This window comes from Flavivirga eckloniae, from assembly GCF_002886045.1.
Classification (GTDB): Bacteria; Bacteroidota; Bacteroidia; order Flavobacteriales; family Flavobacteriaceae; genus Flavivirga; species Flavivirga eckloniae.
Genome location: NZ_CP025791.1, coordinates 5,055,140 through 5,081,969 on the forward strand (window position 1 = coordinate 5,055,140; position 26,830 = coordinate 5,081,969).

Genomic DNA, 26,830 nt, shown 5'->3' on the forward strand with positions numbered 1-26,830 from the left:
TAAATCTATTCTTGGCAACCATTTATTAACGCTGCATACTCAGACGCCATAGTTTTAATACGGGTTAAGTAATGTGATTTTACATCTTCAATACTTTTTTCCGTCATGTCTTCCAGTGATTTACTGTCTCTAAAAGGCTTATAGTTAATGCATCCACAAATGTTTAACGTTTCGTTGTAAGTGTTAATATTTGCAGTTATAGCACTTTCGTAAGAAAGGATTAATTTTTTCTTTTTAATTAATATTTCTTTTTGTTTCTGTTCAGCTAACTTCATTTTAATTTGCTGCTCTTTAAGTTTAAGAGCTTCCTGCTGCTGTTTTAATTTTAGCTGTTCGTTTTGTAAATCTGTAAGGTCATCGTCTCCGCCTCCACCTTGAGCCACGGCTAGGTCTGCACTATCTTCTTTAACAGGTGTAGCAGCAGAGCACTTGTCAATTTCTATAACACTATTTTTACTATAGTCTCTGGCACGTTTTACGTAAAAACGACCTTTTTCGTAAGTATCAGCATCGTCAACTTTTGATAATAGGTCGATGCATTTATCTGTAAGATCTAATGCTTCCTTACAATTACAATCTGTAAATTCCTTTTTTGCGTTTTTAAAAGACTCTAAAGACCTGTTAGCATAATATTGTAGGTGATTTATATTATTAGAATCGTAGGAGTCTTTAACATGTGAGTAAGCACTCACAAGGTAGGAATTGGCATAATCACAATCTCCTTGTCCATTTACGGCAAACGACGCGATTAAAAATAATATAAAGCAATATTTTTTCATGATAAATTTGGTTTTATAACATAATTAGGGACGGCAATTTATTAAAAAGATTACAAAAGACCATGTATTTCGTCGAAATAATATGCATTTTATATGACGAATTACCGTTCGTCGATATTGTTTGTAGGATTAATATTTCAAAATAAAAATATATAATTACTTATACTGATTTAAAGTTTTCACAAAATCATCAATTCTGATTTTTACTTCACGGTTTACGGTATTACTTTCAACATAAGTATGAATATCCCCAAGGTAGTGCATCCCTAAGTAATTTGCAGATGCTTTAAATGGCATAGAAAAGCCATTTTTTAAATCGTCATGATTGCTGCAACTTATCATGGCCATCTTCTTACCACGTAGTTTTCTACCTGTAGTTTTGTGTATTCGTATTAAATCTGAAATTCTATCGAAAAATACTTTTAAAATACCACTCATACTATACCAATAAACCGGAGTAGCAAAAATTATGGTGTCATAATTTTCTATAATATGAGTTATTAAGCCTAAAAAGTCATCACCTTCATTTTTATAATCATAATCGTAATGACCAATATTTTTGGTATATAAATCAATAACGTCGCTATTGGTTTTTGTGGCTAAGTAGTTTACTATTTTATTGGTGTCACCTTGGCTCCTTGAGCTTCCTTGAATTATTACACTTCTTTCCATAATTAAAAATAAAATTAAAGTAACAACATAAAGAGGGGTTATTTGATAAATCTCAATAGAAACAATTAATGGTTAATTTTATATAATCGATGGCATTTTTATATATTTAATCCAAATAAAACTTTACGAATGGACAATTACAAGGTAACCACAAGCATAACACTAAAAGATTCTGAAACTAAGGTTGTAATAGAAGATGCCGAAAAAGAACTTAAAGCGATAAGGAAAAAGCTAGGAAAATTACAGGACACACTTTATGCACATGGTAAATATGCTGTTTTGGTTTGTTTACAGGGTATGGATACTTCTGGAAAAGATAGTTTAATTCGGGAAGTTTTTAAAGATTTCAATGCCAGAGGGGTAGAGGTACATAGTTTTAAAGTACCAACGGAATTGGAGTTAAAACATGATTATTTATGGAGACATTATATTGCACTTCCAGCTCGGGGAAAATTTGGTGTTTTTAACAGAACACATTATGAAAATGTACTGGTAACCAGAGTACACCCCGGTTATATTTTAGGAGAAAATATTCCAACAGTAAATACTGTTGAAGATGTTAACCCTGCATTTTGGGATAAGCGTTTTGAGCAGATCAATAATTTTGAGAAGCATATTGCCGAAAATGGTACCATTGTTTTTAAATTTTTCTTAAACCTTTCCAAAGAAGAACAGAAAAATAGATTGTTGCGTCGTTTAGAAAAAGAAGAAAAAAACTGGAAGTTTTCTCCTGGCGACTTAAAAGAACGCAAGCTGTGGGATAAGTATCAAGAATGTTACGAAGACGCCATAAACAGAACTTCTAAATCGCATGCACCATGGTATATTATTCCGGCAGACGATAAGCCAACAGCACGTTATATAGTGGCAAAAACAATATACGATACGCTTAAGGAATATACCGATATACAAGAACCAGAATTGGATGACGATGTAAAAGCTAATCTGGAGCAGTATATTAAGGAGCTTAATAATGAGTAGGTAATCTTGCTAAGTGAGGAATCGAACATTAAAAAGAGTTTGTCATTCTGAGGAGGGCGATAGCACGACGTGAGAATCTTTCAAATTGGATCTCTTTAATAATAATGATATACTAATTATACTTTTCGCTTCTGAAGCAGTACCATATGGTTAAACCTAAGCCACTAAACATTTAACGTAATTTTATATATCTGCAAAACTTTTAGTTTAGCAGAAATACTATCTTTAGCTTTAAAAAATTAACCTATGAGAATTTTAAAACCCATAATTCTTGCCTTAGCACTTTTACTGTTTTTTAATGTTAGTTCCCAAACAGACGAAAAGGTCCTTAAAGAAATTTATAAACAATCTTTAACTAACGGAAAGAGTTACGAATGGCTTAATTATTTATCGAATCAAATAGGAGGGCGTTTGTCAGGATCTTTAAATGCCGAAAAGGCGGTCGCTTATACAAAAGAAGAATTGGATAAGTTAGGATTAGATAAAGTTTGGTTACAGCCGGTTATGGTTCCAAAATGGGTGCGTGGTTTTAAAGAATATGCATTCATTGAGTCTAAAAAAGGAAAAACAAGTACTACAGCAGTCAACATTTGTGCATTGGGAGGCTCGGTAGCTACTCCCGCACTTGGTTTAAAGGCACATGTGGTAGAAGTTCAAAATTTTGAAGAGTTAAAAACACTTGGAAAAGAAAATATAGAAGGCAAAATAGTATTCTATAACAGACCAATGCAACCTGATTTAATTAATACTTTTGAAGCTTATGGAGGGTGTGTTAATCAGCGTTATAAAGGCGCTGTTGAAGCTGCTAAGTATGGTGCTCTAGGTGTTATAGTGAGGTCTATGAATTTGAGATTAGATGATTTTCCACATACAGGAAGCATGACTTATGGCGATATGCCGGTTTCTAAACGCATACCATCTGCAGCTATTAGTACGAATGATGCCGATTTGTTAAGCACCATGTTAAAGCTGGATAAATCAATAAAATTTTATTTTAAGCAAAACTGTAAGCAATTAAAGGATGTTTTGTCTTATAATGTCATTGGTCAAATAACAGGAAGTGAGTTCCCGGATGAATATATGATAGTTGGCGGTCATTTAGATTCCTGGGATTTAGGTGATGGCTCTCATGATGATGGGGCAGGTGTTGTACAATCTATGGATGTATTACGATTGCTAAAGGAATGTGGAATAAAACCAAAAAGAAGTATTAGAGTTGTGCTATTTATGAATGAAGAGAATGGATTGCGAGGCGGAAGAAAATATGCAGAAGAGGCAAAACAGAAAGGGGAAAATCATGTGTTTGCTTTAGAAAGCGATGCAGGCGGTTTTACACCTCGTGGATTTTCTTTTGATTGTAATGATGCCAGTTTTGATCAGGTGTTAAGTTGGAAACCACTTTTTAAACCCTATTTAATTCATTATTTTGAAAAAGGAGGGAGCGGTGCAGATGTTGGTCCTTTAAAAACTAAAACTAATGTATTGGCCGGATTAAGACCAGATTCGCAACGTTATTTCGATCATCATCATGCTAGCAACGATACATTTGATGCGGTTAACAAGCGCGAACTGGAACTAGGAGCTGCTACGATGACGGCGTTAGTTTACCTGTTTGATAAATATGGTGTTAATCCTATCGCAAGTGAAAATAAAATAAAGGAATAAATTACTCAGCATATGTGGGACGAAAAACTAAAGATTTACGACCAACTTATTGATAAATGTCCTAGGTTTGAACGAAAGGGGAAAACAATGCCTTATACTTCTGCTAATGGCCATATGTTTTCTCTTTTTAATAAAGATTGCGAAATAGGCATTCGGTTTTCGAAAGAAGTACAAGAAAAGTATATACAGGAATTTAATTCGTCTATATACAAATCTTACGGTGCAGTAATGAAAGGTTATGTATTAATCCCAGAGCACATGCTTGAAGATTTGGATGATGTAGCTCGTTATCTAAATGAAAGTTACGATTATGTAATGTCACTAGAACCAAAATAAATAGAATGAATAAGTTTACTTTAATTTTTACACTATTATTATCAACTTTTGCAATGGCGCAACCTAAGGAAGGTACATTGCAATATTATGAGATACCAGATTCTCCAGAAAGCTATACTGCCGGAACAGTAGCTGCCAGGATGATAGATGGCTTAGGGTTCCGTTATTATTGGGCCACGGAAGGGTTACGCAGCGAAGATCTTGCTTATAAACCTAGTGAAACCGGGCGTACTAGTGAAGAAACCATAGATCATATTTTAGGGCTTTCGAATTTCATTCTTAATTCGGTATCGAAAGAGGGGAAGAAGGAAGCTGAAACAAAGCGTTCTTTTAAAGAGAAAAGAAAACAGACGTTATTAAATTTAAAAAAGGTGTCTGATATTTTAAGAATAATGGATGATGTGTCTCAGTTTGATAATGACAGATTCCCGTTTTGGAATATTATTAACGGCCCAATAGCAGATGCTTTATGGCATTGTGGTCAAGTTGTTATGCTGCGTCGTGCTTCAGGAAACCCTTTTAATTCCAAGGTAAGTGTTTTTACAGGGAAGTTAAGGGAGTAATTTATTTGTAAAATAACGTGAGTTCGATTTAAAAGCAGTCTAATTTTAACGATAAATACACTAAAAATGTTACTTGTCACCTTGAGCGCAGTCGAAAGGTCATTAAAACCTATAATTTTAAATAGGTTTCGACTTTAGCCTGTCTTGAGCGGAGTCGAAAGGCTCAACCCGACACTTAAATTAAATCACTGGCATTCAGTAAAATAATATTATGGTTACGTCGAACTCACCTTTAAAATATAAAAAAGGTCTGAAAGGCTAACTTTTGTCATTCAGAGGAGCACCAAAGTGCGACGTGAGAATCTGTTTATCCATTACTTCTATTTAAGTTTTTGGTTTACAATAAACAGATTGCCGCAGTCGTGCCTCCTTCGCAATGACAGTACATTTATAGCTTTTCAGACCTTTTCGTTCAATTAATTCTTAGTTTTTACTGGGTAAGCTGGGCGATCCATCGTTTTAGGAGGATTTGCCTTTAGCTCTTTTAAGGCAATTTCTATGGCTTTCTCCAGTTGCGGATCTTTACCGCTAATAACTTGTTCTGGCCATTGTTCAATTTCAATGTCTGGCGCTACACCTTCATTTTCAACCCTAAAACCATCCTTTGTATAAAAGGCTACATTAGGTGCGGTTACACTACCACCATCAATAAATTCTGGATAGCCTAACACACCTACTAAACCACCCCAAGTACGCTTACCAACAATGGTTCCTAGTTTAAATTTTCTAAACATCCATGGCAGGTAGTCACCGCCAGAACCAGCAGTTTCATCGGTTATCATCACTTTAGGCCCTTGTATAGATGCGCTTGGCGATTTTAAATCTTTACCATATCGGAAAGCCCAATAAGCTTGCTCAGGTTTTTTCAACATGTCTATGTAATAATCAGCCAACTGTCCGCCACCATTGTAACGTTCGTCTACAATAATCGCTTTTTTATTGGCCTGCGGGAAGAAATAACGTTTAAAGTATTCATGTCCAGCACTAGCAGTATTAGGTACATAAACATAGGCTACTTGTCCGTTAGTCGCTTTGTCTACTTTTTTAATATTAGTTTCAATCCACTCTCTGTTTCTTAAAGAGCGTTCATCCCTTACAGGAGTTACTTTTACAGTACGGGCATTTGAACCGTTGGCATTTGAACTCACTTTAAGTGTGGTAATTTTACCAGCTGTATTTTCAAAAAAGCTATAAAAATTATCCTCAGCGCTTACATTTTTACCATTCACCTCGATAATATAATCACCAACATTTACATTAACTCCAGGCTCTGTTAACGGTGAGCGCATGTTTGGATTCCAATTTAAACCACCATATATTTTTTTAATACGATAACGGTTGTTGCTTGTTTCGTAATCGGCACCTAACAAACCACCATTAATCCTTTTTGGATTATTTAAGCGATCCCCTCTACCTTGAAAACGATGATGACCGACAGCTAATTCGCTAAACATCCAGCCCATCATTCTATATAAATCGCTTCTACATGCAACATGAGGTAAAAAAACTTCATATTTAGTTTTCATGGCATTCCAATCTACACCGTGCATTCCCGGATCGTAGAAATAATCGCGATTAACTCTCCAGGCTTCATTAAAGATATTTTTCCATTCTGCAACAGGATCGATCTTTACTTGTACGTTAGAGATGTTGATTAATCCATCTTTAGGTTTTTTACCAGTATCGGTTATTCCTGATTTACCATTAACAACATACAACATTTTGTCTCCTTTGGCAGCGATTTCATAATAATCTGCTGGCATGATATTTTTGTCTTCTCTTTCTTTTAAATCGTATTTATGCAAGGTTGTCTTATTGGCATTTGGTGTTCTTGATAAGTAGAATAACTGTCCTTCTTTTGCAATACCTAAATCTCGATAAATACCAGAGGAAATAGGAAGATCTACAATTCTATTTTGAATACCGTCCCAGTCGATTTTAAGAGGTGCTTTCTTTTCTTTTTTATCTTTCTTTTTCCCTTTGTCCTTCTCCTTTTCTTTCTCCTTATCGTCTTCAGATGTATCTTCTTTGATTTCTTCAACATCATTTTCCTTAGCAAAAGGAGATAATGTTTCTTTTTGAAGGGTTACCAAATAAATAGAATTGCTTAATTCCATGTCTTGATTAGATTGATCGAACCAGTTCACCACAGGACCAGCATCAGTAGAAGCAATCATATAAAGATATTTTCCGCTAGGATCAAAAACAGGGTTAGTTACATTCGATAAACCATCAGAAAGCGTGTAGGACTTATTTTCTGGAAGTGAATATAAGTGTACTTGCTCAAAATTGGTTTCTGTAATCGTGGTGTAAGCTATCCAATTGGAATCTGCAGACCAGTCACCAAAAAGTTCTCTAAAAACTCCAGGCGTGTATAAGGCATCCGTAGCAATTTTATTAATACTACCAGAGGCGACATCAAGCATATACAAGGTTCTGGAATTATCGACAAACGCTATTTTATTGTTGTCTGGCGACCAATGCATAAAAGCATAAAAGCCATGACCTGTTAGTGCTATTTTTTTCGTATTTCCGTCGGTAACATTTTGAATATGTAACGCATACTCGCCAGAAGCATCTGAAAAATAAGCGATATGTTTTCCATTTGGAGACCATGCCGGGAATTTTTCATGTACGCCCGGTGTGTTGGTAATATTTCTTGGGTCGCCTTTTTTTGCTGGAATGGTAATGATATCACCTCTAAAATCTGAAACAACACGCACACCGGATGGTGAAATAGAACCACTTCTTATGTAATAATTCCCAGATACGTAGCGTGGTCTTAATTCTAATAAATCGGTAGAAATATTAACAGTGAGTTTAGTTACTTGCCCAGATGCTATATTATAAGCATGTAAGTAACCTGCTTGTTCAAATATGACATCATTTTTACTGGCAGATAAATTATTAACAGGGAAATCCTTAAATTGGGTTAATTGCGTGATTGATTTTGTATTTACATTATAACTATACAGATTAAACTCGCCATCTCTATCACTTCTAAAATACACATGATCTCCAGACCATTGTGGTTTAGAATCATTACAACCTCCAGTTGGTTTAGAAATTTCGTCTACTTTATGAGATTTAGTGTCATAAACCCATATGCGGGAAATCATTCCACCACGGTAGTGTTTCCATTGGTTAAAAGCGTCGTAAAGCGGGGTATAGGCTATATGGTTTTCGTTATCGGAATATGTAGCCCAAAATCCATTAGGAATTTCTAATTGCGTTACAGCACCACCATTAGTAGATATGTTAAAAAGCTTAAAGTGTCTGTTGGTATGACTATGTCGTTGCGATGCAAATAATACTTTGGAACCATCGGCAGAGAAATCACGAACCAAGTCAACATAAGGATGCCATGTAAGTCGTTTGGGAATTCCTCCGGAAACGGGTACGATGAAAACATCGGTATTACCATCATACTGAGCATTAAATGCGATTTTAGTACCGTCTGGTGAAAATATAGGGGTAGATTCAATACCTTCATCAATAGTAAGTCGTTTAGGGTTTGAACCATCTTTATTGGCTACCCATAAATCTTCGGCATAAATAAAAGCAATGTGTGTATCACTTATAGCCGGTTGAGATAATAAACGGGTGCCTTGAGCATAACCACTTATGGGTGAAAACAAGGTTATGCATAATATTAGGTGTAGAATTGATGAGATTTTGATTGATGATTTCATTGTGTTTGAGTGTTTTAATAATTGTATTAATAAATATTTTATTAGGATATTAATATAAACCTACTTTACCTTTTACTGATTCGAATAGTTTTTTGGAATCGAAACCAACCCCATCTTTAAAGACCGTTTCCATATGTCTAATATTTTTTATATCAGATTCTAAATCTGCATTTATTAGAATAAGATCTGCAATTTTACCAGCTTCAACAGTACCTATACTATCCTCTTGTTCAAGAAATTTTGCACCATTAAGGGTACAGATTTTTATGGCCTCTGTGATAGAAAAACCTCCTTCAACTAAAATTTCAATAGTACGTTGGTTTGCATAACCTGCAACTGTTCGTCCGGCACCTGTAGGATCTGTTCCCGCAACAAGTTTACCGCCCTTTTCGTAAAAACGTTTTAACCAAATTAGGTTTTTGTTAAACCTGTGTAAATGCAATGAATCTCTATTAATCGATCTGTCATAAATCCCCTTAACATCTTTAAGAACTTGAGGTGCTACAGCATCTTCGCCACCTCCAGGGATTAATTCGCGGTCTGTCCATGGTTCAAAAACATTTGGAGTTGTTGTTATGGTTGTACCGTTTTTAATTAATAAATCTATAAGAGCGTTTATTTTAGGACTATCCACAGGCTCGTTTGTTAAAGACTCTCTGGATTGGAAAGGGTCGCATATGTCAGATTCTTTGTTTTCATCAAAATCTGAAGCAGTCATAAAACCATGCTCTAAGTTATCTATGCCTAAGTTTGAAGCTTCCTCGTATGTTACAGAACACAAATGCCCTGTTACTTTTAGTCCGCGTTTATGAGCTTCTTCTATACAAACCTTCATGTCTTCTTTAGTAATGTTATTGTATAGTTTAAATGATGTTATACCTCTATCTGCCCAAAAGTTTACAATTTCTGATACTTCCTTAGAGCTTTTAATAAAACCCAATTCGGCAATTGGAGGCCCTTCTCTTTCTATAAAAGGACTTGTTACGTCCATTTTTGGACCAGTCATTTTGCCTTCCAGAATCCATCTTTTTACATTTAAATCGGCCTGAGGTTGAATGCTCCCTGCTGTACGCATGGTAGTAACACCACCGGCTAAATAAAGTCTTGGGAAAGTAAACGTCATTTGCCCCACGCTAAACCAGTTTTCAAAGAATTTAGTATAAAATAGATGTTCGTGTAACATGACCAGACCTGGAATAACTGTTTTTCCGGAACCATCAATGGTTACAGCATTCGACGGTACTTTTATTTTCTTAGTATCTCCGATACTTTTTATTTTATTATTTTCAATGATAATAGTCTGATCATTTTTTATACTGTTTCCTGTACCATCAATTATTTTTACATTAGTAATAGCAACGATATTTGTGTCTACAACGATGAAATTTTTGACTTGAGACGTGAAATTTTGTGCACTGATCTGAAAGGTAATCAGTAATAATAATGTTAAAAATATTGATTTCATAATATTTGAGTTGGTCTAGTGTTGAAATTAATTTAATATTTAAGTTAATTTAGTATAAAAACCTATTTAAGGTCCTTATTTAGTCTTCTAAATATACTATAAATAATAGTCAAAACTACTATAAAAGACCCCGTCACAACGATTTCTGTAATAGATAAATTAGATAGAAAGTATAAAATAATTATAATTGAAAGTATAGGAACTATAGGGCCGCCCGGAATTTTAAATTCGCCTTCTTTGGGTTTTTGCGATTTACGCAATTTCATAACAGATAAGGCTACACCTAAATAAATAATTAGCATAGCACTACTGGCAATGATGGCCAATTTTTCAAAACTACTTGTTGCAGAGAGAATAAAACCAATGATAGCATAAACGATAATAGCTATATGCGGCGTTTTAAAAGATTTATGAATTTTGGATAAGGCTTTTAATGGAATAACCCTATCTCTAGATAGCGCATACACGACTCTTGGATTATTAAGTATAGCACCGCTTAAAAAACCGAACATAGAAACTACAGCTCCAAAAAATAACAAGGTATACCCAACAGGACCAAAAGCAGCTTTTGCAGCTTCGGCTAGTGGTGCAGCTTTAAAGTTAGGTAACTCGCTACCTAAAATTCCTTGAGATACGGTTTGAATTAAAACATAAACGCACACCACGATTAGAATACTAATAAAAATAGCTCTAGGTACGGTGCGTCTTGGGTTTATAACTTCGCCACCAACAACAAGTCCGGTTTCTGCTCCTTGAAAGGCAAAAAACAGAATTAACGAGGTTTCTCCCAGTTTTTTTATACTTGGCATGGAATCGATATGTAGATTGCTAAACGATACACCTTGCCACCCAACAATTATAAGCACGAGTAAAGGGATTAGTTTAGCAAGGGTATTAAATTTTACTAAGCCTATCCCTTGTTTTAATCCAATAATATTAATGAAGGCCAAACCGAAGAAGATGATGAACAGAAAAGATAATCGCACCCATTCATTTTCAAAGAAAGGATAAGCCGATGCTAAAATGTTTACTAATGCATTTGATACGGCTGCATCTGCAAACAACGTACCGCTTATAGCAAAAATGCCACCTACAAAACCGGCATAATTACCAAAGGCGGTTTTGATATAGGTGTAAGGTCCTCCGGTATTTGTTACTTTACTGCCTGCTTCGGCAAAGCACAGCATAACCAGAGCTATTAAAATACCACAAAAAACATAAGCCAAAATACTGGAAGCTCCCATTTTAGAGGCTATAACAGCAGGCAAGGCAAAAATACCTGCACCTATAATTATGTTCACAATATTGGCGGATAAACCTAAAACACCAACACTTCTTTTTAAACCTTCATCTTTTTTATTCATACTATAAGTAGCTTAACCACCATTTGTCTTTATTGTTAGCTTTGTACACCATGTATTTTTTACAAGGGTAGTAGAGTAGTGCCATAACACCAACCCATACGAGATAAACTATAAATAAAGAATAGCCGTAATTAATAAGTTTTGCATTCATAAAAACATCTGTATCAAGAATCATATGTTTCCAATTACCTCCAAAAATTAAAATTCCAATAATAGCCGATGCATGAATAACAATAATATGCAGGAAGTAGTAAAACAGTGGAACTCGTCCGAAAATTAAAAAGAAATCGGTTATTTTATTTTTAATTTTTTCGATTCCATATAGGAATAATAACGAAGGCCCTATGGTTATTAACAGGTAGGCTAATGATGGAGGATATTTAGTAACACTAAAAAATGATAGTATTGTTTTTGTTGTTGTATTTTGTACGCTCCATGGAACCAAATCACCGTATACATTGATGCCTCTAATGATAAAGAATAGTGCTGTAGACGCTAATCCCAAGCGTAGGAGCCATTTTTTTCTAATGGTAATATCGAATCCGTTTTTAAAAAGTGTACCCAGGCAGTACCCCAATGTTATTAACCCGAACCAAGGAATAATAGGATAGGCAAACGCATACATTTTATCCCCTATTGGAATAAAAAATTGGGATTGATGCAATATATACCAAACAATAGATTTAAAGCTTGTACCCTGCATCACAATGCCATCCAGCATGTTATGACCAGCAACCAGTATGAACCCAATTACTAATAGTATTCTTATGGGGAAAAAGATGATAAATGATAGCAGTATCATACACAAACCAATGGCCCAAATAACTTGCAGGATAATAACACTATAAGTAATATCAAACTTCCAAACAAAATTGTTAACTACAAATGCCAGAAAAATGAGCCAAAAACCTCTGGTAATTAGAAATTTGAAGAGTTGATGTTTTGTTTTTTTACTTCCATATAAAAATGCAGAAGTGCCTGCTAAAAAAATAAAAACTGGAGCGCAATAATGTGTTATAAAACGTGTAAAGAATAAGAAAGGTGTTGTTGTTTCCAGATTTGTAGGATCACTAAAAAAAGCCCCATAATGGAAGTAATCTCTAACATGATCTAACGCCATAATCACCATAACGAGACCTCTTAAGATATCTATGGATTCAATTCGAGTTGATTTTACCTGAGTCAATCTTTACATTTTAGGATTAAATGCTGTTAAAGTAGGGGAAATTAAAGCATGTCATGCTAGTAAATTTATTACATAAAAAAATAGCCAACAAAAATGCTGGCTATTTTAACACTATTTTTAATGTATAATGCTTATTTCTTTTATTAAGATAAGACCTGTCAGGTTTTAAAAACCTGATAGGTCTAGAGAAGTCGCTTCTGCTTTTTCTTAAAATTAATTTTATGTAGTATTTATTTTGCTAAGGCAGTTTCCTTTTTGTCAGCAAAATCTACTTCAACCTGGTTTTTAATAATGTCATCAAAGGTTTCCCTTTTTCTAATTAAATGGGCTTTTTTCTTGTACCATAACACCTCAGCCGGTCTATACCTTGAATTATAGTTACTTGCCATGGAGAAGCAATAAGCTCCCGCATTTTTAAAGCACAATATATCGCCGTCATTAATTTCATTAATACGTCTGTTGTTTCCAAAGGTGTCTGTTTCGCAAATATACCCTACAACAGTGTAAAAACGTTCACGTCCTTTAGGGTTAGATATATTTACAATATCGTGGTGAGACCCATAAAACATCGGTCTGACAAGGTGATTAAAACCAGAATCTACCTGAGCAAAAACTGTTGATGTTGTTTGCTTTACTGCATTTACTTTAGCTAAAAAGTATCCCGATTCGCTCACTAAAAACTTACCAGGTTCGAAAGCCAGGGTTAAATCTTTACCGTAGTTTTTGCAGAATTCATTAAATCTAGCCGTAAGCTTTTTACCAAATTCTTCAATATTAGTTTCAATATCACCTTGTTTGTAAGGTACTTTGAATCCAGAACCGAAATCAATAAAATCTAAATTCTTGAATTGTTTTGCGGTTTCAAACAGTATTTCACTAGCATATAGAAACACCTCAATATCTAAAATATCACTACCTGTATGCATGTGAATACCGTTGATAGTCATTTTAGTATTTTCTACAATACGTAATATATGTGGTATTTGATGGATTGAAATTCCAAATTTAGAATCGATGTGTCCAACCGAAATATTGCTGTTACCACCAGCCATTACATGCGGATTAATACGGATGCATACCGGTGTTTTTGGATGTTTTGTTCCAAACTGCTCTAATATTGAAAGGTTATCAATATTAATTTTAACGCCTAGTTTAGCTGCTTCCTCAATCTCTTCTAAAGCTACGCCATTAGGTGTGAAAATAATTTGCTCTGGTAAAAAACCAGCAGCTAAACCGAGTTGCACTTCTTGTATAGATACGGTATCTATCCCAGATCCTAATGTATTTAAAAACTTTAATATAGATATGTTCGATAGTGCCTTAACCGCATAGTTAATTTTAAGCTTTTTAACATTTTTAAAAGCATTCGTAAGTCTTTTGTACTGACTTTCAATTTTCTCTGCATCGTATACATAAAGGGGGCTCCCGAAATCTTGTGCTATTTTAAGCAATTGATTTTCTAACATAATTCTATAATTTTTTTCAAAGATATTTTATTCGCATAAATAAAATAAGAAATAATTAAAAAATTGTACAAATTAAACAAATTGTTAATTATTTAACTTTTAATTTTGTTGTAATGTAATGTGAAAAAGTTTTCATAATTAAATATTAGCGTAAGTAATTGCTATTATTTACTTTTGCTTTTCTTAAACGATAAAGCGAATTATGAACTTACACGAATATCAAGGCAAAGAAATATTAAGTAGTTTTGGGGTACGCATACAACGAGGTATAGTAGCTCAAAATGCTAATGAAGCAGTAGCAGCTGCTAAACAATTAACAAGCGAAACCGGAACAAGTTGGCACGTTATTAAGGCACAAGTTCATGCCGGAGGGCGTGGTAAAGGCGGTGGTGTAAAGCTGGCAAAAAACTTGCAAGAGGTTGAAGAAATTGCAGGACAAATTATTGGAATGGATTTGGTTACACCTCAAACATCTGCTGCTGGTAAACGCGTACATCAGGTTTTAGTTGCCGAGGATGTTTATTATCCTGGCGAAAGTGAAACGGATGAGTTTTACATGTCTGTATTATTAAATAGAGGAACTGGACGTAATATGATTATGTATTCTACCGAAGGTGGTATGGATATAGAAACTGTGGCAGAAGAAACACCACATTTAATATTTACGGAAGAGATTGATCCTGCTGTAGGTTTATTACCATTTCAAGCCAGACGCGTAGCGTTTAATCTTGGATTATCGGGATTGGCATTTAAAGAGATGACAAAATTTGTTTCGGCACTATATAAGGCTTATGTAGAATCTGATTCTTCTTTATTTGAGATCAATCCAGTTTTAAAGACTAGTGATAATAAGATCATGGCTGTTGATGCCAAAGTAACGATAGATGATAATGCACTTTACAGACACAAGAACTATATCGATTTACGTGATGTTCGTGAAGAAAGTGCTATTGAAGTTGAAGCCGGAGAACTTGGTTTAAATTATGTAGACTTAGATGGTAATGTTGGATGTATGGTAAATGGAGCTGGATTGGCTATGGCTACTATGGATTTAATAAAACAAGCAGGAGGAGAGCCAGCTAACTTCTTAGATGTTGGTGGTACTGCTGATGCTGCTAGAGTAGAAGCTGCTTTTAAGATTATATTAAAAGATCCTGCAGTGAAAGCCATTTTAATAAACATATTTGGAGGTATAGTACGTTGCGACCGTGTAGCACAAGGTGTTATTGATGCCTATAAAAATATGGGAACTATAAATGTACCTATTATTGTACGTTTACAAGGAACCAATGCAGACATCGCTAAGGATTTAATTGATAATTCTGGTTTAGATGTTTTGAGTGCTACCGAGTTCCAGGAAGCTGCGGATAAAGTACAGCAAGTTTTAGCTTAGTACCTTTTATAACAGTAACAGGTTTTACAAGATAAATTTAAATCTCCAAGAGTTTTGCTCTTGGAGATTTTTTGTTTTATAAGGTTTCATTTTAGTTGTTCGTCAAAGAGCTTTTTTAAGGAACTATTTTGTTTGAATATTAAATATCTTATTATCAGAGTTTAACATGTTTTAGTTTAACAAAAATCCCTCTGAGGCAAATTCATTTCCATTATAGATAATTTTAATCATACATCTTTGTATCAAGTTAATGAACAATAGATTATATGGCTACAAAGATTTATAATAAACGTAAAGGTGTTTTATTAGAGGTTATTTGTTATCTGTATGTCTTCTTGTTTGTCTATGCGGCAACGAGTAAACTATTGGTTTTTGATGAATTTAAAATCCAGATAGGGCAATCCCATATGTTAACGCTTTTTACTGACGTTGTTGCCTGGGGCATACCATTTTTGGAAATCCTAATTGCTTTATTACTTATTATTCCACGATTTAGATTATTAGGGATGTATGCATCCTTTTGTCTTATGGTTATGTTTACCACCTATATTGCTGTTATTTTAAATTTTAGCGATGATATACCATGCTCTTGTGGTGGTGTAATTGAAAAACTTGGCTGGACAGAGCATTTAATCTTTAATGCCGTTTTTGTTATTTTGGCCTTTATTGGAATCATTATACTATACGACCAGAAGAAAAGGATAAATACACCTAAGCATACCAAAAAGAAACTTTATAGGTCACTCTTAATATATACTATAAGTAGTGCTGGTTTTATAATACTCTTGTTCGTTTTTACAAAAACAGAACTAGAGCGGGATACGAGTTTTAAACGGGGTTTTCTTTATTATCCTCCTAAGAAAATACACGAGTTGGATTTGGAGTATAACGGTCATTATTTTGCTGGAGCTGCAGACGGACAGATCTATTTAGGATATCCAAGATCACCATTATATCTTAAGGTTTTGGACACTACACTTCAAAATGTACAGGACCTTCATTTAAAAATGGATAAGGATAGCTTACCTATGCGTTCGCCACAGGTACGGGTAATACCGCCTTATTTCTTTTTAATGGATGGAACCATTCCTTATGTGCTTAGAGGAAATACTAAGGATTGGAAAGCACATGCCGTAATGGAAGAGCCCCTTTATTTTACTAATGCTGAACCGATAGATTCGGTAACTTTAGCTATACGATCCATAAGCAGTAAAACGAACGAGTTTGCTTTGGGTACTATAAAGCTTTCAGATTCGTCTAAAATGACCCTGTCTCATAACCTTTTGAAAAAACAGGTTGATGGTGTTTTTGATGTTGATGGTATGTTGCAATATAATAAACAGCAAGAGCAATTGATTTATACTTATCGATACCGTAATCAATATATTGTTGCTAACGACAGTTTGCAGCTGGAGTTGCTCGGAAAGACCATAGACACGATTAGCCAAGCGCAGATTGAAGTTGGAACCATTGCGTCCAAAAATCAGCAAAAGTTGTCGGCACCGGCTGTTAGCGTTAACAAGTTAAGTACTACTTTCGGAAAGTACCTTTTTATTAATTCTGAACGATTGGGAAGTAAAGAGTCTGAAGTAGTATGGAAAAAATCTTCTGTTATTGATGTTTATGATATGGAAAAAAACAGTTATCAATTTAGTTTTTATGTTGATGATATCGAGGGAAAGAAGTTAAAAGCCATTAGAGTACTTAATGATAAGTTTTTTGGGTTAATAGGTAATCATATTGTTGTTTATCAATTAGGGGATCGTTTTAAATATATTACTCCAGATACTACTGCGACTCAAAGCTCCGAACAAGAACATTTGGAAGCAAAGTAATAATAGGCCACAAATTCACTAATAATAGTTTATAGACTCTTACCTTAGGACATCTTTTAATTTTATATTATTTAGATTCTTCGGTCGTACCTGCCTGCCGGCAGGCAGGCCTCTGAATGACAAGGTGGTTTCTGTTTAGCCTAAAGGGGAGGAATCTCATGAGAAGGTTTTTGTTTATTCATTACACTTTATATCAAATATAGAGCATTGTGTACTATAAGTTTTAAGGAGCTTGTCGTGAATACATAAATTTTCTATTTATGGAAAAGTTTGGTAAACCCAATTCCTTTATTCAAACATACAGACCTTGATTATCAGTTTTTAATAGGTCGAACTTGATGTTTGTTAAATTTTAAATGCTTGATAATTAATGTTTCATAAAATTGATTCTTACGATATTAACTTATGTTGATGTTATTTCTTACGGAATTTATTAAATCCTTTTGATGTAATTATTTATCCATTTAAGATAATTTTTATGGCACATCTTTGTATCGATAGTAAACAACTATTATTTATTATGTTCATATGTATGTACATAAAAATAGATTCTCAAACTGTAATTAATGCCCTGTCAGTTTTCAATGAATTTAAGACCAGTATAAAACATTTTTTTGTTTTTGCTGTCTCTTATTCAGGTATAATATATTGGACGCTAACCTAAATCTTAAACGCATTATTTTATTAATTACTATAACACCCAAACCCAAGACTTAACCAAAATCTAAAAATACAAAATACTGGTGCACCAGTAAACCGTACTATAGTCAGGGATAAGACTGAAAACCTGTAAAAGAGTAGGTCATTAATTTTAAATACTTATGTTATGAAATCAAATTTTTTAAAAACCACATTACCAGTTTTGGTTTTAATTTTAGCGATCACAGTGTCGTTTGCTTTTAGTCCTGCTGAAAAAAGCATGGATCAAGAACCAGTATCATGGTTACATGTGGAAGGTACCTGTTATAAAATTCCTTATGCGCCAGATTGTCAACTGGAAGGAGAGGAGATTTGTAGTGCTATTTCCCCAAATGGTTCTATGAATTTTTACGCAGATAGTAACTGCACCGTTCTATTGTATAGAACAAAGTAGTAATTTTTAAGTTTGTTTAAGGAGAGGCACCCTTTTTGGGTGCCTTTTTTGTTATATGTCTTATTATCCATTTTTAAATACAAATAGTCTGCAAAGAACTAAAAGTTCTCAAATAGTTGGATTTGAATCTAATTGTTATGTTTTTTTGGGGTTTCCTTTTTTTCTCCTTTTTTAGGCATAGGCCCTCGTAAGTGAATTACAAGTCCATTTAAAAAATTGCGTAAAATTTGATCCCCACATTCCATATATTTAGGATGGTCTTCTCTTCTAAAAAATGCTCCCAGTTCACTTTTGGATATTCTGAAGTCTACCAGACTCAAAATTTTTACAATATCATCATCACGAAGTTTTAAAGCAACACGTAATTTTTTTAGAATATCATTGTTTGTCATATTACATAAAATGTTTCAATTAGTTAGGAGGTATGTGGCTTTCTAGCGTTTTTAGGCTTTTGCAAAGATACTTTAAATATCGGTTTTTACTGATTCTTTATTGTTTTGTTGTAATAATCTGTAAAACAGTGTTTTACGTTGTGTTTTTTAAATAAAACTTGAAATGCTAAAATGATGAAATGCAATTTTATTAGACGAATAAATGGCCCCTATTGATGAAATAAATAAAAGTTACGACCAAATACCCTCTGTTTTTCGATAAGTGACATTATATGCTCGATTATTAAATGACTGTTGTGCTTACCTTTATACTATAATTAATTAATCCCGAAGACATGGTTAATAGAGTAGAAAAATTAAGTCTTTTGTCTGAAATGATAGCATTCGCAAAGTATGATAAAGAGATAAAAAGTATTGAGTATAATTTTTTATTAGGCGTTGCCAAGCAACTTGATATAGCGCGAGAAGATTTTGACTATTTAATAGAGCATCCTGTTACTTATACGCATTTAAAATCGCATAGCGAGCGTATTGTACAGTTTCATAGATTGGTCTTATTAATGAATATAGATCAGGAAAGTGATAATAAACCATCAGGTGCTATAAAGTTATATAATTTCGGTTTACGTATGGGACTAAGCCATGAGTCCATTACTAAAGTACTATATTTAATGGAAAGTTTTCCAAATAAAATAGTACCACCAGATGTGTTGATTGATATCTTTAAAACACAGTATAATTAATAAATAATCTGCTAAGTTTTTTATTAAAATGTGTTTTTTATTTGCAACCTCTTTATAAGTGGTTGTGGGAAAGCTAAAAGTTTAAACTTTTAGCTTTTCTAATTTACCTTGGTAGCTTTTAATTTCGTCACGAAGTTTTGCTGCCACAATAAAGTCTAAAGCTTTAGCAGCTTCTTCCATTAATTTGCGCTTTTCCCGAATTTTCTTTTCTAATTCTGGTTTTGTTAAATACTCACTTTCTGGTTCTGCCGCTTTTAAAGCTTCCAGTTCATAACTGTATGTGCTTACCGAGTTTTTAGATAAAGCATTATCTAAACTTTTATTAAGCGCTTTTGGCGTTACATTATTTTTGGTGTTATATGCAATTTGTTTTTCACGTCTGTAATTTGTTTCATCAATAGTTTTTTGCATACTATTGGTAACTTTGTCTGCATACATAATGGCCTTACCATTTAAATTTCTTGCTGCTCTACCTACAGTTTGTGTGAGTGAACGTGTAGAACGCAAGAAGCCTTCTTTATCGGCATCTAAAATGGCCACCAGGGATACTTCCGGTAAATCCAACCCTTCTCTTAAAAGATTCACACCCACTAAAACATCAAACAAGCCTTTTCGTAAATCCTGCATAATTTCAACACGTTCCAAGGTATCTACATCGCTATGGATATAACGGCAACGTACCTGTATTCGGTCTAAATATTTAGTCAGCTCTTCAGCCATACGCTTTGTGAGCGTGGTAACCAATGTACGTTCGTCTTTTTCAATTCTTAACTGTATTTCTTCTATTAAATCATCAATTTGATTTAAGCTAGGTCGTATTTCTATAATAGGATCTAATAATCCTGTTGGACGTATGACCTGTTCGATATAAACGCCGTCTGTTTTTTGAAGTTCATAATCGGCAGGTGTGGCACTTACATAGATTACCTGATTTTGAATGGCTTCAAATTCTTCAAATTTTAATGGACGGTTATCCATAGCAGCAGGAAGTCTAAAACCATATTCAACCAGATTTTCCTTTCTGCTTCTATCACCGCCATACATAGCATGTACTTGGGAGATGGTAACATGACTTTCGTCTACTACCATTAAATAATCATCTGGGAAGTAATCCAATAAACAGAATGGACGGGTGCCGGGCTGTCTGCCATCCAGATAACGCGAATAGTTTTCTATACCAGAGCAATACCCCAATTCCCGAATCATCTCTAAATCGAATTCCGTACGTTCTTTAAGACGTTTTGCTTCTAAATGTTTGCCTATTTCTTTAAAGTAATCATGTTGCTTGACTAAGTCGTCCTGAATACTCTTAATAGCATTTTGTAGAACGTCTGGTGAGGTAACAAACATGTTTGCTGGATAGATATTAAGTTGATCGTATTTCTCGATGACCTCATTGGTCTGGACGTTAAAAGATTCTATATCCTCAATTTCATCTCCAAAAAAATGGATTCTAAAGGCATCATCTGCATAACTTGGAAAAATATCTACTGTATCACCTTTTATTCTAAAGTTTCCATGTTTAAACTCGTCCTCCGTTCTAGAGTACAAGCTTTGTACTAATTGATGCAATAGTTTGGTCCTTGAAATCACTTGATCCCGCTTTATCGAAACCACATTCTTTTGAAATTCAATAGGGTTTCCTATACCATAAATGCATGAAACCGATGCGATTACCAAAACATCACGACGACCGGAAAGTAAGGAAGACGTGGCGCTTAAACGCATTTTTTCAATTTCATCATTAATAGAGAGATCTTTTTCTATGTATACGCCAGAAACTGGAATGTAGGCTTCTGGTTGGTAGTAATCGTAATAAGACACGAAATACTCCACAGCATTGTTTGGGAAAAACTGCTTAAACTCGGAGTATAACTGAGCTGCCAATGTTTTGTTATGTGCCAAAACGAGTGTTGGACGTTGTACTTCTTGAATAACATTGGCTACTGTAAAGGTTTTACCAGAACCTGTTACACCAAGTAATGTTTGGTATTTTTCGTTAGAGTCAACACCTTCTACTAGTTGCTTTATGGCTTGTGGCTGGTCTCCTGTAGGACTAAATTCGGATTCAATTTTAAACTGCATTTTACAAAATTAAGCAAAATAACGATGCTATCGCTTTAATGTAAAATGTCCTGAAAATTGTCTGCCATCTTGTAGGAAAACTTTAAACCAATAATCATCTGTAGGTAATGGTTGGCCGTTAAAAGTTCCGTCCCATCCATCAGATTGAACAGTAAGTTGCTTTAATAGCTTGCCATATCTATCGTAAATTATAATAACGCTGTTGGGTTGAAATGAGTTATTGAGACCTTTAATTTTCCAGTAATCATTAATGCTATCTCCGTTAGGTGTGAAATATTTAGCATGTCCTATAACAGAAATTGGTAGTGTAGCAAACCCACAAATGGCGTCGTTTACATAAATGGTATAAAACCCTGGTTTTACATTATTGAAAACAGGATCATCTTGATATACTATAAAAGATGAACCTTCTTCTCTTAAAGCGTATTCGTAATTACCTAGGCCAAGGTTTGTTGTATCTATAGTAATCGTATTGTTATCAGATAGGTCTGCAATAGTGACATCGTCTTGGGTTATGGTTGCTTTTTCTGAAGCTTTAACATCAACATGCAACGTTCTGGAACAGCCGGTACCATCTGTTTTAGTTAAGGTAACCGAGTAAATACCCGGATTGGAAGTCGTCAAGGTGGGGTCGTTAGAAAGTATTGTACCGTCTTGATACACCCACTCATAGGTAAATGTTTCTGTAATATATGCTTCAATAGGATCTAAAATTACAGTAAAGTTTGGATCGGAAGTACATACTATTTCTTCTGGAGCAATGGTGAATTCTGGTAAAGGGTTTACTATGAGTTCAATATTTGTAGTTGCTGTACAAGATGTATTGGCAGGGTTTACCACCTCTACTGTTATGGTCTGACTTTCTGAAATTAATGGGTTTGGTAACGATGTACTGTTTGTAACCAAGTTTCCGTTTTCGTCAATGTAATCGAAATAAATTTCCATGCCCGATTGAGTTCCCAGAATCGTACTGCTAAATGTTGTTGTGATGAATGGATATGTGCCATCATCGTCAATATCGCCCGCATCGCCATCGCATACTGTTAGTGGCGGTATTGGGTTTGCGATTGGTTGTTCATCTATTTTAAACTCTATGGTTGTTTCATCATAGCATGGCCCATCAGGAGCCGAAGTATTGTTATTAGTAACTCGAACTGTAATGGTTTGAGAACTTGATAGGAATGTGTTTGGAAATGGACTTGAAATTGGAGTGCTATTATAATCTGTTAATTGATTTCCTAAGGCATCAAAGTAAGATACAGAAACATCGGTTGGGCTTTGGCCGTTTAAAACATCTGCTTCTAAATTAGCCGTATTAAAAAGAAATCCGTTACTCGAGTCGGTATCATTATCACATTCAATAAAAGGCGCTAATGTGTTAGCTACAGGTAAAGCTTCAACATTTAACAGGATGTGGGCACCTAAGGCTAAACAATCGTTAGCTATATCGCTATCAATTCTCACATATATAAACTGAGATCCCGGATATCCTATATTTCTGTAATTTGAAATATTTGTAATTTCATTAATTTCTGCTAATGCATCGGCTTCATTTCTATAATACTTTGGAGGTAAAGGGTTTTGACCAGATGGAACAGCAAATGTTATATTACTAAAATCGAATGTTGCAATGCCATCTCTATTATCATTATTTGCATTATCGAGACCATTTATATCCAGAAAATCATCACATTGATTGAATGTAACTAAAAACGTAGATGGAATTACTGTAGTTGATACATTTAGTTGAATTTCTGAAATTTGTGCGCATCCAAAAGATGATTCTACACGAGCCCAAATGGTATCTGAACTCACAAATCTATTAATAAATGTTGTTGGATCACTAATGTAGTCAGGGCTGGTGGTATCTCCTAAAATTGCTGCTGCCTGTGTTAAAAAATAGGTAAATGTTTCATTAGCCGCATTCGAAGAAATCTCATTATTAGCTTCTGTTAGATTAAAAGGACTATAACCGAGTGTTGTAGGATCGTTATCATCACATTGTATTAGTGTTACAGGAGAGTTTACGATGGGTAATGGGTTAACGGTTAATTCGATGTCGTTAGAATATAAACCACAGCTATTACCAGCTCTATTTAAGAATGCCCGATATCTGTAAGTGTTTAAAGAAAGTGGTGTGGATGTTATGTTTAAATTATTGGTTTGAGAACCGCTATATAAAGCATTATCTGTAATGGTGTTCCAGGTAACGCCGTCGGTACTCACTTCCCATTGAATGGTATCAATACTTGATATGGTTATGGATATTGTTGTATTTGAAGCTTCGCAAACCGTTGTGTCTACAGGTTGTGTTGTAACAGATATGGGGGCAAAATTTAAATAGTTGCTAATCGGAATGGTATAGCCATCAGTAGCATTTGTAACTAGCCCGACAGCATTAGTTGTAACAAGATTATTTCCTAACAAATTATCTCCATTGGCATCAGAAAAGCCTGCTTCTATAACATCACTGCAGGTATCTCCATCACTATCTAAATCGCGATATGTCAATATGGAGTCATTATCTAAATCATTAGGCGTATAACCAATTAGATTACTGTCTGGAGCGGTTTCAGCTGCATCTGCCCAACCATTTGTACCGTAATTAGGACCATCTTCAATACCATCTAAATTTGTATCAGACAATGTGCCTAATTGTCCGGATTCTATTAAATCATAAATACCATCATTATCACTATCTAAATCATAAAAATCGAAAACACCATCATTATCAGTATCTAAAGGTAATGTGTTGATATTAAAAATGTCGTCTAATCCATTTGTATCAATATCAATGTTTGATAAGGTTACTAAACTACCACTATTTTCAACAATATCCGGAAGACCGTCATTATCACTGTCTAAATCCAGTTCATCTTTAACACCGTCCAGATCGGTGTCTTTTTTATAACAAGTAAGGGATATGATGCCATTATTAAAAGTAGAAGCTGTGGTTGTGTTTTTTAGTTTGTGAATAAAGGAAAAACCGTCTACTTGATTGGCGAAAAATTGATATGGTGTATTTCCAAATGGAGAAGGATTAATTTTAAAGTGAATTTCTGATCCTGAAATTTGGGTGACACCGGTTTCAAAAATACCATCAAAGTTAGAATCAACCAGCAAGCGATTATTGGGATCAATTAGGGTAATGTTTTTATTAACGGGAGAAATTTTTGCGATAAAGTATTCGCCGTTGGTTTGTATATGAGTAATAGCTGTATCTTCCATGAATTTCACATTTACCGATTCTGTAAAAGCCAATGAAAATGTACTTTCTGCATCTGCAGCAGGTTGAACAATACTTGTGAGATTGCCGGCATTTGTGCCTGCTACTGTATTAGTTATATTACCTGAACTATTATTTTGATTGAATGAGGATGAAACTATTGATGTATTAACCGTGTTATCTGAAAAAATAAGTTGGGGTTGATTTGTATTAGCGATATTTACTGTAACATGACCTCTTGATTCTGTACAATTAAGTATTCCGTCGTTGTCGTTATCAATATCAATATTGTCAATTATACCATCATTGTCTATATCATCTGGACAGATGCTTACTGGTACTTCTGCAGATTCTAATCTTTCTAAAGTACAAGTAATAACACCTATTAGTTTGTATTTTCCTGGTACGGTTGGTGTTAAAGTAGGTGTGGTTACAGACAGGTTTACAAATCCTGTTCCATCGTCAAACCACCATTCGAAACTATCGAAGTTTTGAGTGTTGGCAGCTTCTAATGTAATATTTGGTATGCAATTTCCTAATGTGGCAAATTGTGCGTTAAAATTAATTTCTGGTGCAGATGGAAATCCGGAATAGAAACTTCCCGATGTGGCTGCGCCATTAAAATTGAAATAGGCACAGTAGAGTTCGTCGCTACTTTCTACAGATATATTTCCCGAAAGACCAGTAACTTTATAGGTTATATAATCTGTTTTACCGCTAACCGGGTTGGGGCCAATTGTAGAGAAATTGGTTATGGGTGTATTGTTAATGGTTACGGTAGCTCCGAGTTTTGTGACAATAGTTATACCTCCTACGTACGTGGTATTTCCAATGTCTTCAATGTTGGCTATGTTGTCTAAATTACCTCGTGCTTCGCAGCTTAGCGGAGGAACAAAAAACATGCCTTGATTGGCTTCGCTACTGGTAGCTCCTACACCTTGATAGGCAAAGACGGGTAAGGAGGTTTCTACATACATATTGCCATTGGTGTAATTATTTCCTTCTATTAAATAATAATCGCCTGCATTTATTGTCGCTATGGGTGCGTTGCCATTTATACTTATCGTGGTGTTATCTGTATGGGCTACAATTAAAATATTCTCCCAATTATTATCGCCATCTCCTTTTACAAAAATATATTCGGTACCTACTTTGTCCAGGCCTACTATTTGGTCTAAGCCATAATCTCGCGATCCACCGTTATGGAAACTTCCGTTGGCAGACCCGCAGTTAACTACAATAGGTTTATCGGAATTTACTAAACAGCCTATTAATCCGTCGCGATTAATCACAGAACTGCTACTATTTGTTGCTACAGTATAGCTTTCTCCTTTGTTTAAAGTGGTATTTATTGGTGTTGTTCCTGAGTAGTTTTTTATAATGATGCCTGCAGGCAGGTTACTAAAAGTGACTTGTGTATTATCTTCGGTAGCCATAACAGAAACAAAGTTCAAGTAATTATCCTGAGGGTTTTCATTGGTGTAACTACCGACTCTAAAAGTGGTTCCAAGAGCAGAAAGCCCTTTACTTACTAAAGCTCCTGCTTGCGCACCTCCACCAGCATTCATTCTTACAGATACATAAATAGTACTTTCGGCTTCAATAATATAGCCTCTATTGTTTACAACGGTACTCGTTTGCGATGAGGGGATAAATAGTTGCCCATTTCCTGAGTCTAAAAAGATACGTTGCGGGTTCGTATTAGAAACAATACCGGTTATATAATTGGACGGGGGTTGCCCTACAGGCTTTATAGTGAAAGGTATATCTGTAGTATTAGGGGTAGATAAATAGATATATTGAACTTCTGGATTTGCGTTCCCGAATTCTGCACTGGTTAATGGTGGTATATAGTGTACTTTGCTCAATTGAGCATAATTTTGTGTCGTGATGG

18 protein-coding genes are annotated in these 26,830 nt (G+C 34.7%); 8 read left to right on the forward strand and 10 right to left on the reverse strand.

The features are described from left to right. Positions 1 to 5: 5 nt before the first annotated feature. Together C1H87_RS20870 and C1H87_RS20875 are read right to left on the reverse strand one after the other, a co-directional pair. A complete protein-coding gene (locus tag C1H87_RS20870) occupies positions 6 to 779 on the reverse strand; it encodes a hypothetical protein (RefSeq protein ID WP_102757675.1) in 774 nt (257 codons plus the stop codon). Positions 780 to 935: 156 nt separating this feature from the next. Next, positions 936 to 1,451 (reverse strand): flavodoxin family protein, encoded by a 516-nt coding sequence (locus tag C1H87_RS20875; protein WP_102757676.1) that lies wholly within the window; start codon positions 1,449 to 1,451, stop codon positions 936 to 938. 129 nt (positions 1,452 to 1,580) lie between these two features. Between C1H87_RS20875 and C1H87_RS20880 the strand changes: the two genes are divergently transcribed. The 4 genes from C1H87_RS20880 (at position 1,581) to C1H87_RS20895 (ending at position 4,996) form a co-directional block, all read left to right on the forward strand. Continuing rightward, entirely contained in the window at positions 1,581 to 2,432 is an 852-nt protein-coding gene (locus tag C1H87_RS20880; RefSeq protein ID WP_102757677.1) for a PPK2 family polyphosphate kinase, read from the forward strand. Positions 2,433 to 2,678: 246 nt separating this feature from the next. Continuing rightward, entirely contained in the window at positions 2,679 to 4,097 is a 1,419-nt protein-coding gene (locus tag C1H87_RS20885) for a M20/M25/M40 family metallo-hydrolase (protein ID WP_102757678.1), read from the forward strand. Between the two features lie 12 nt (positions 4,098 to 4,109). Further along, positions 4,110 to 4,433 (forward strand): hypothetical protein, encoded by a 324-nt coding sequence (locus tag C1H87_RS20890; protein ID WP_102757679.1) that lies wholly within the window; start codon positions 4,110 to 4,112, stop codon positions 4,431 to 4,433. Between the two features lie 5 nt (positions 4,434 to 4,438). Then, positions 4,439 to 4,996 (forward strand): hypothetical protein, encoded by a 558-nt coding sequence (locus tag C1H87_RS20895; protein ID WP_199769315.1) that lies wholly within the window; start codon positions 4,439 to 4,441, stop codon positions 4,994 to 4,996. A 416-nt stretch (positions 4,997 to 5,412) separates the two neighbouring features. Here C1H87_RS20895 and C1H87_RS20900 read toward each other — a convergent pair whose 3' ends face one another. From C1H87_RS20900 to lysA, 5 genes are all read right to left on the reverse strand, one after another. Further along, positions 5,413 to 8,688 carry a S41 family peptidase gene (locus C1H87_RS20900; RefSeq protein ID WP_102757680.1) on the reverse strand — a complete coding sequence of 1,092 codons (3,276 nt, stop codon included), beginning with the start codon at positions 8,686 to 8,688 and terminating at the stop codon, positions 5,413 to 5,415. Positions 8,689 to 8,737: 49 nt separating this feature from the next. Next, on the reverse strand, positions 8,738 to 10,153 hold the full coding sequence (locus C1H87_RS20905; RefSeq protein ID WP_102757681.1) for an amidohydrolase family protein: 1,416 nt from the start codon (positions 10,151 to 10,153) through the stop codon (positions 8,738 to 8,740). Positions 10,154 to 10,215: 62 nt separating this feature from the next. Continuing rightward, complete coding sequence (locus tag C1H87_RS20910; RefSeq protein ID WP_102757682.1) at positions 10,216 to 11,517, reverse strand: APC family permease; 1,302 nt, start codon at positions 11,515 to 11,517, stop codon at positions 10,216 to 10,218. Between the two features lies 1 nt (position 11,518). Further along, on the reverse strand, positions 11,519 to 12,703 hold the full coding sequence (locus C1H87_RS20915) for a DUF1624 domain-containing protein (protein ID WP_102757683.1): 1,185 nt from the start codon (positions 12,701 to 12,703) through the stop codon (positions 11,519 to 11,521). Between the two features lie 230 nt (positions 12,704 to 12,933). Beyond that, positions 12,934 to 14,169, reverse strand: coding sequence for a diaminopimelate decarboxylase (lysA, locus tag C1H87_RS20920; protein WP_102757684.1), 1,236 nt, complete (start codon positions 14,167 to 14,169; stop codon positions 12,934 to 12,936). 202 nt (positions 14,170 to 14,371) lie between these two features. On the opposite strand from lysA, the gene sucC reads away from it, so the two are divergent. From sucC to C1H87_RS20935, 3 genes are all read left to right on the forward strand, one after another. Beyond that, on the forward strand, positions 14,372 to 15,562 hold the full coding sequence (sucC, locus tag C1H87_RS20925) for an ADP-forming succinate--CoA ligase subunit beta (protein ID WP_102757685.1): 1,191 nt from the start codon (positions 14,372 to 14,374) through the stop codon (positions 15,560 to 15,562). Positions 15,563 to 15,828: 266 nt separating this feature from the next. After that, the gene (locus C1H87_RS20930) at positions 15,829 to 17,397 is read left to right on the forward strand and encodes a MauE/DoxX family redox-associated membrane protein (RefSeq protein WP_102757686.1); all 1,569 of its coding nucleotides are present in this window, start codon (positions 15,829 to 15,831) and stop codon (positions 17,395 to 17,397) included. 826 nt (positions 17,398 to 18,223) lie between these two features. Continuing rightward, positions 18,224 to 18,490, forward strand: coding sequence for a DUF6520 family protein (locus C1H87_RS20935; protein WP_102757687.1), 267 nt, complete (start codon positions 18,224 to 18,226; stop codon positions 18,488 to 18,490). A 128-nt stretch (positions 18,491 to 18,618) separates the two neighbouring features. Here C1H87_RS20935 and C1H87_RS20940 read toward each other — a convergent pair whose 3' ends face one another. Then, positions 18,619 to 18,882 (reverse strand): DUF1456 family protein, encoded by a 264-nt coding sequence (locus tag C1H87_RS20940; RefSeq protein WP_102757688.1) that lies wholly within the window; start codon positions 18,880 to 18,882, stop codon positions 18,619 to 18,621. A gap of 335 nt (positions 18,883 to 19,217) precedes the next feature. On the opposite strand from C1H87_RS20940, the gene C1H87_RS20945 reads away from it, so the two are divergent. Then, positions 19,218 to 19,625 (forward strand): hypothetical protein, encoded by a 408-nt coding sequence (locus C1H87_RS20945; protein WP_102757689.1) that lies wholly within the window; start codon positions 19,218 to 19,220, stop codon positions 19,623 to 19,625. A gap of 81 nt (positions 19,626 to 19,706) precedes the next feature. On the opposite strand, the gene uvrB is transcribed toward C1H87_RS20945, so the two are convergent. Continuing rightward, complete coding sequence (gene uvrB / locus C1H87_RS20950; RefSeq protein WP_102757690.1) at positions 19,707 to 21,710, reverse strand: excinuclease ABC subunit UvrB; 2,004 nt, start codon at positions 21,708 to 21,710, stop codon at positions 19,707 to 19,709. 27 nt (positions 21,711 to 21,737) lie between these two features. Next, positions 21,738 to 26,804, reverse strand: coding sequence for a T9SS type B sorting domain-containing protein (locus tag C1H87_RS20955; protein WP_158655312.1), 5,067 nt, complete (start codon positions 26,802 to 26,804; stop codon positions 21,738 to 21,740). Positions 26,805 to 26,830: the final 26 nt, after the last annotated feature.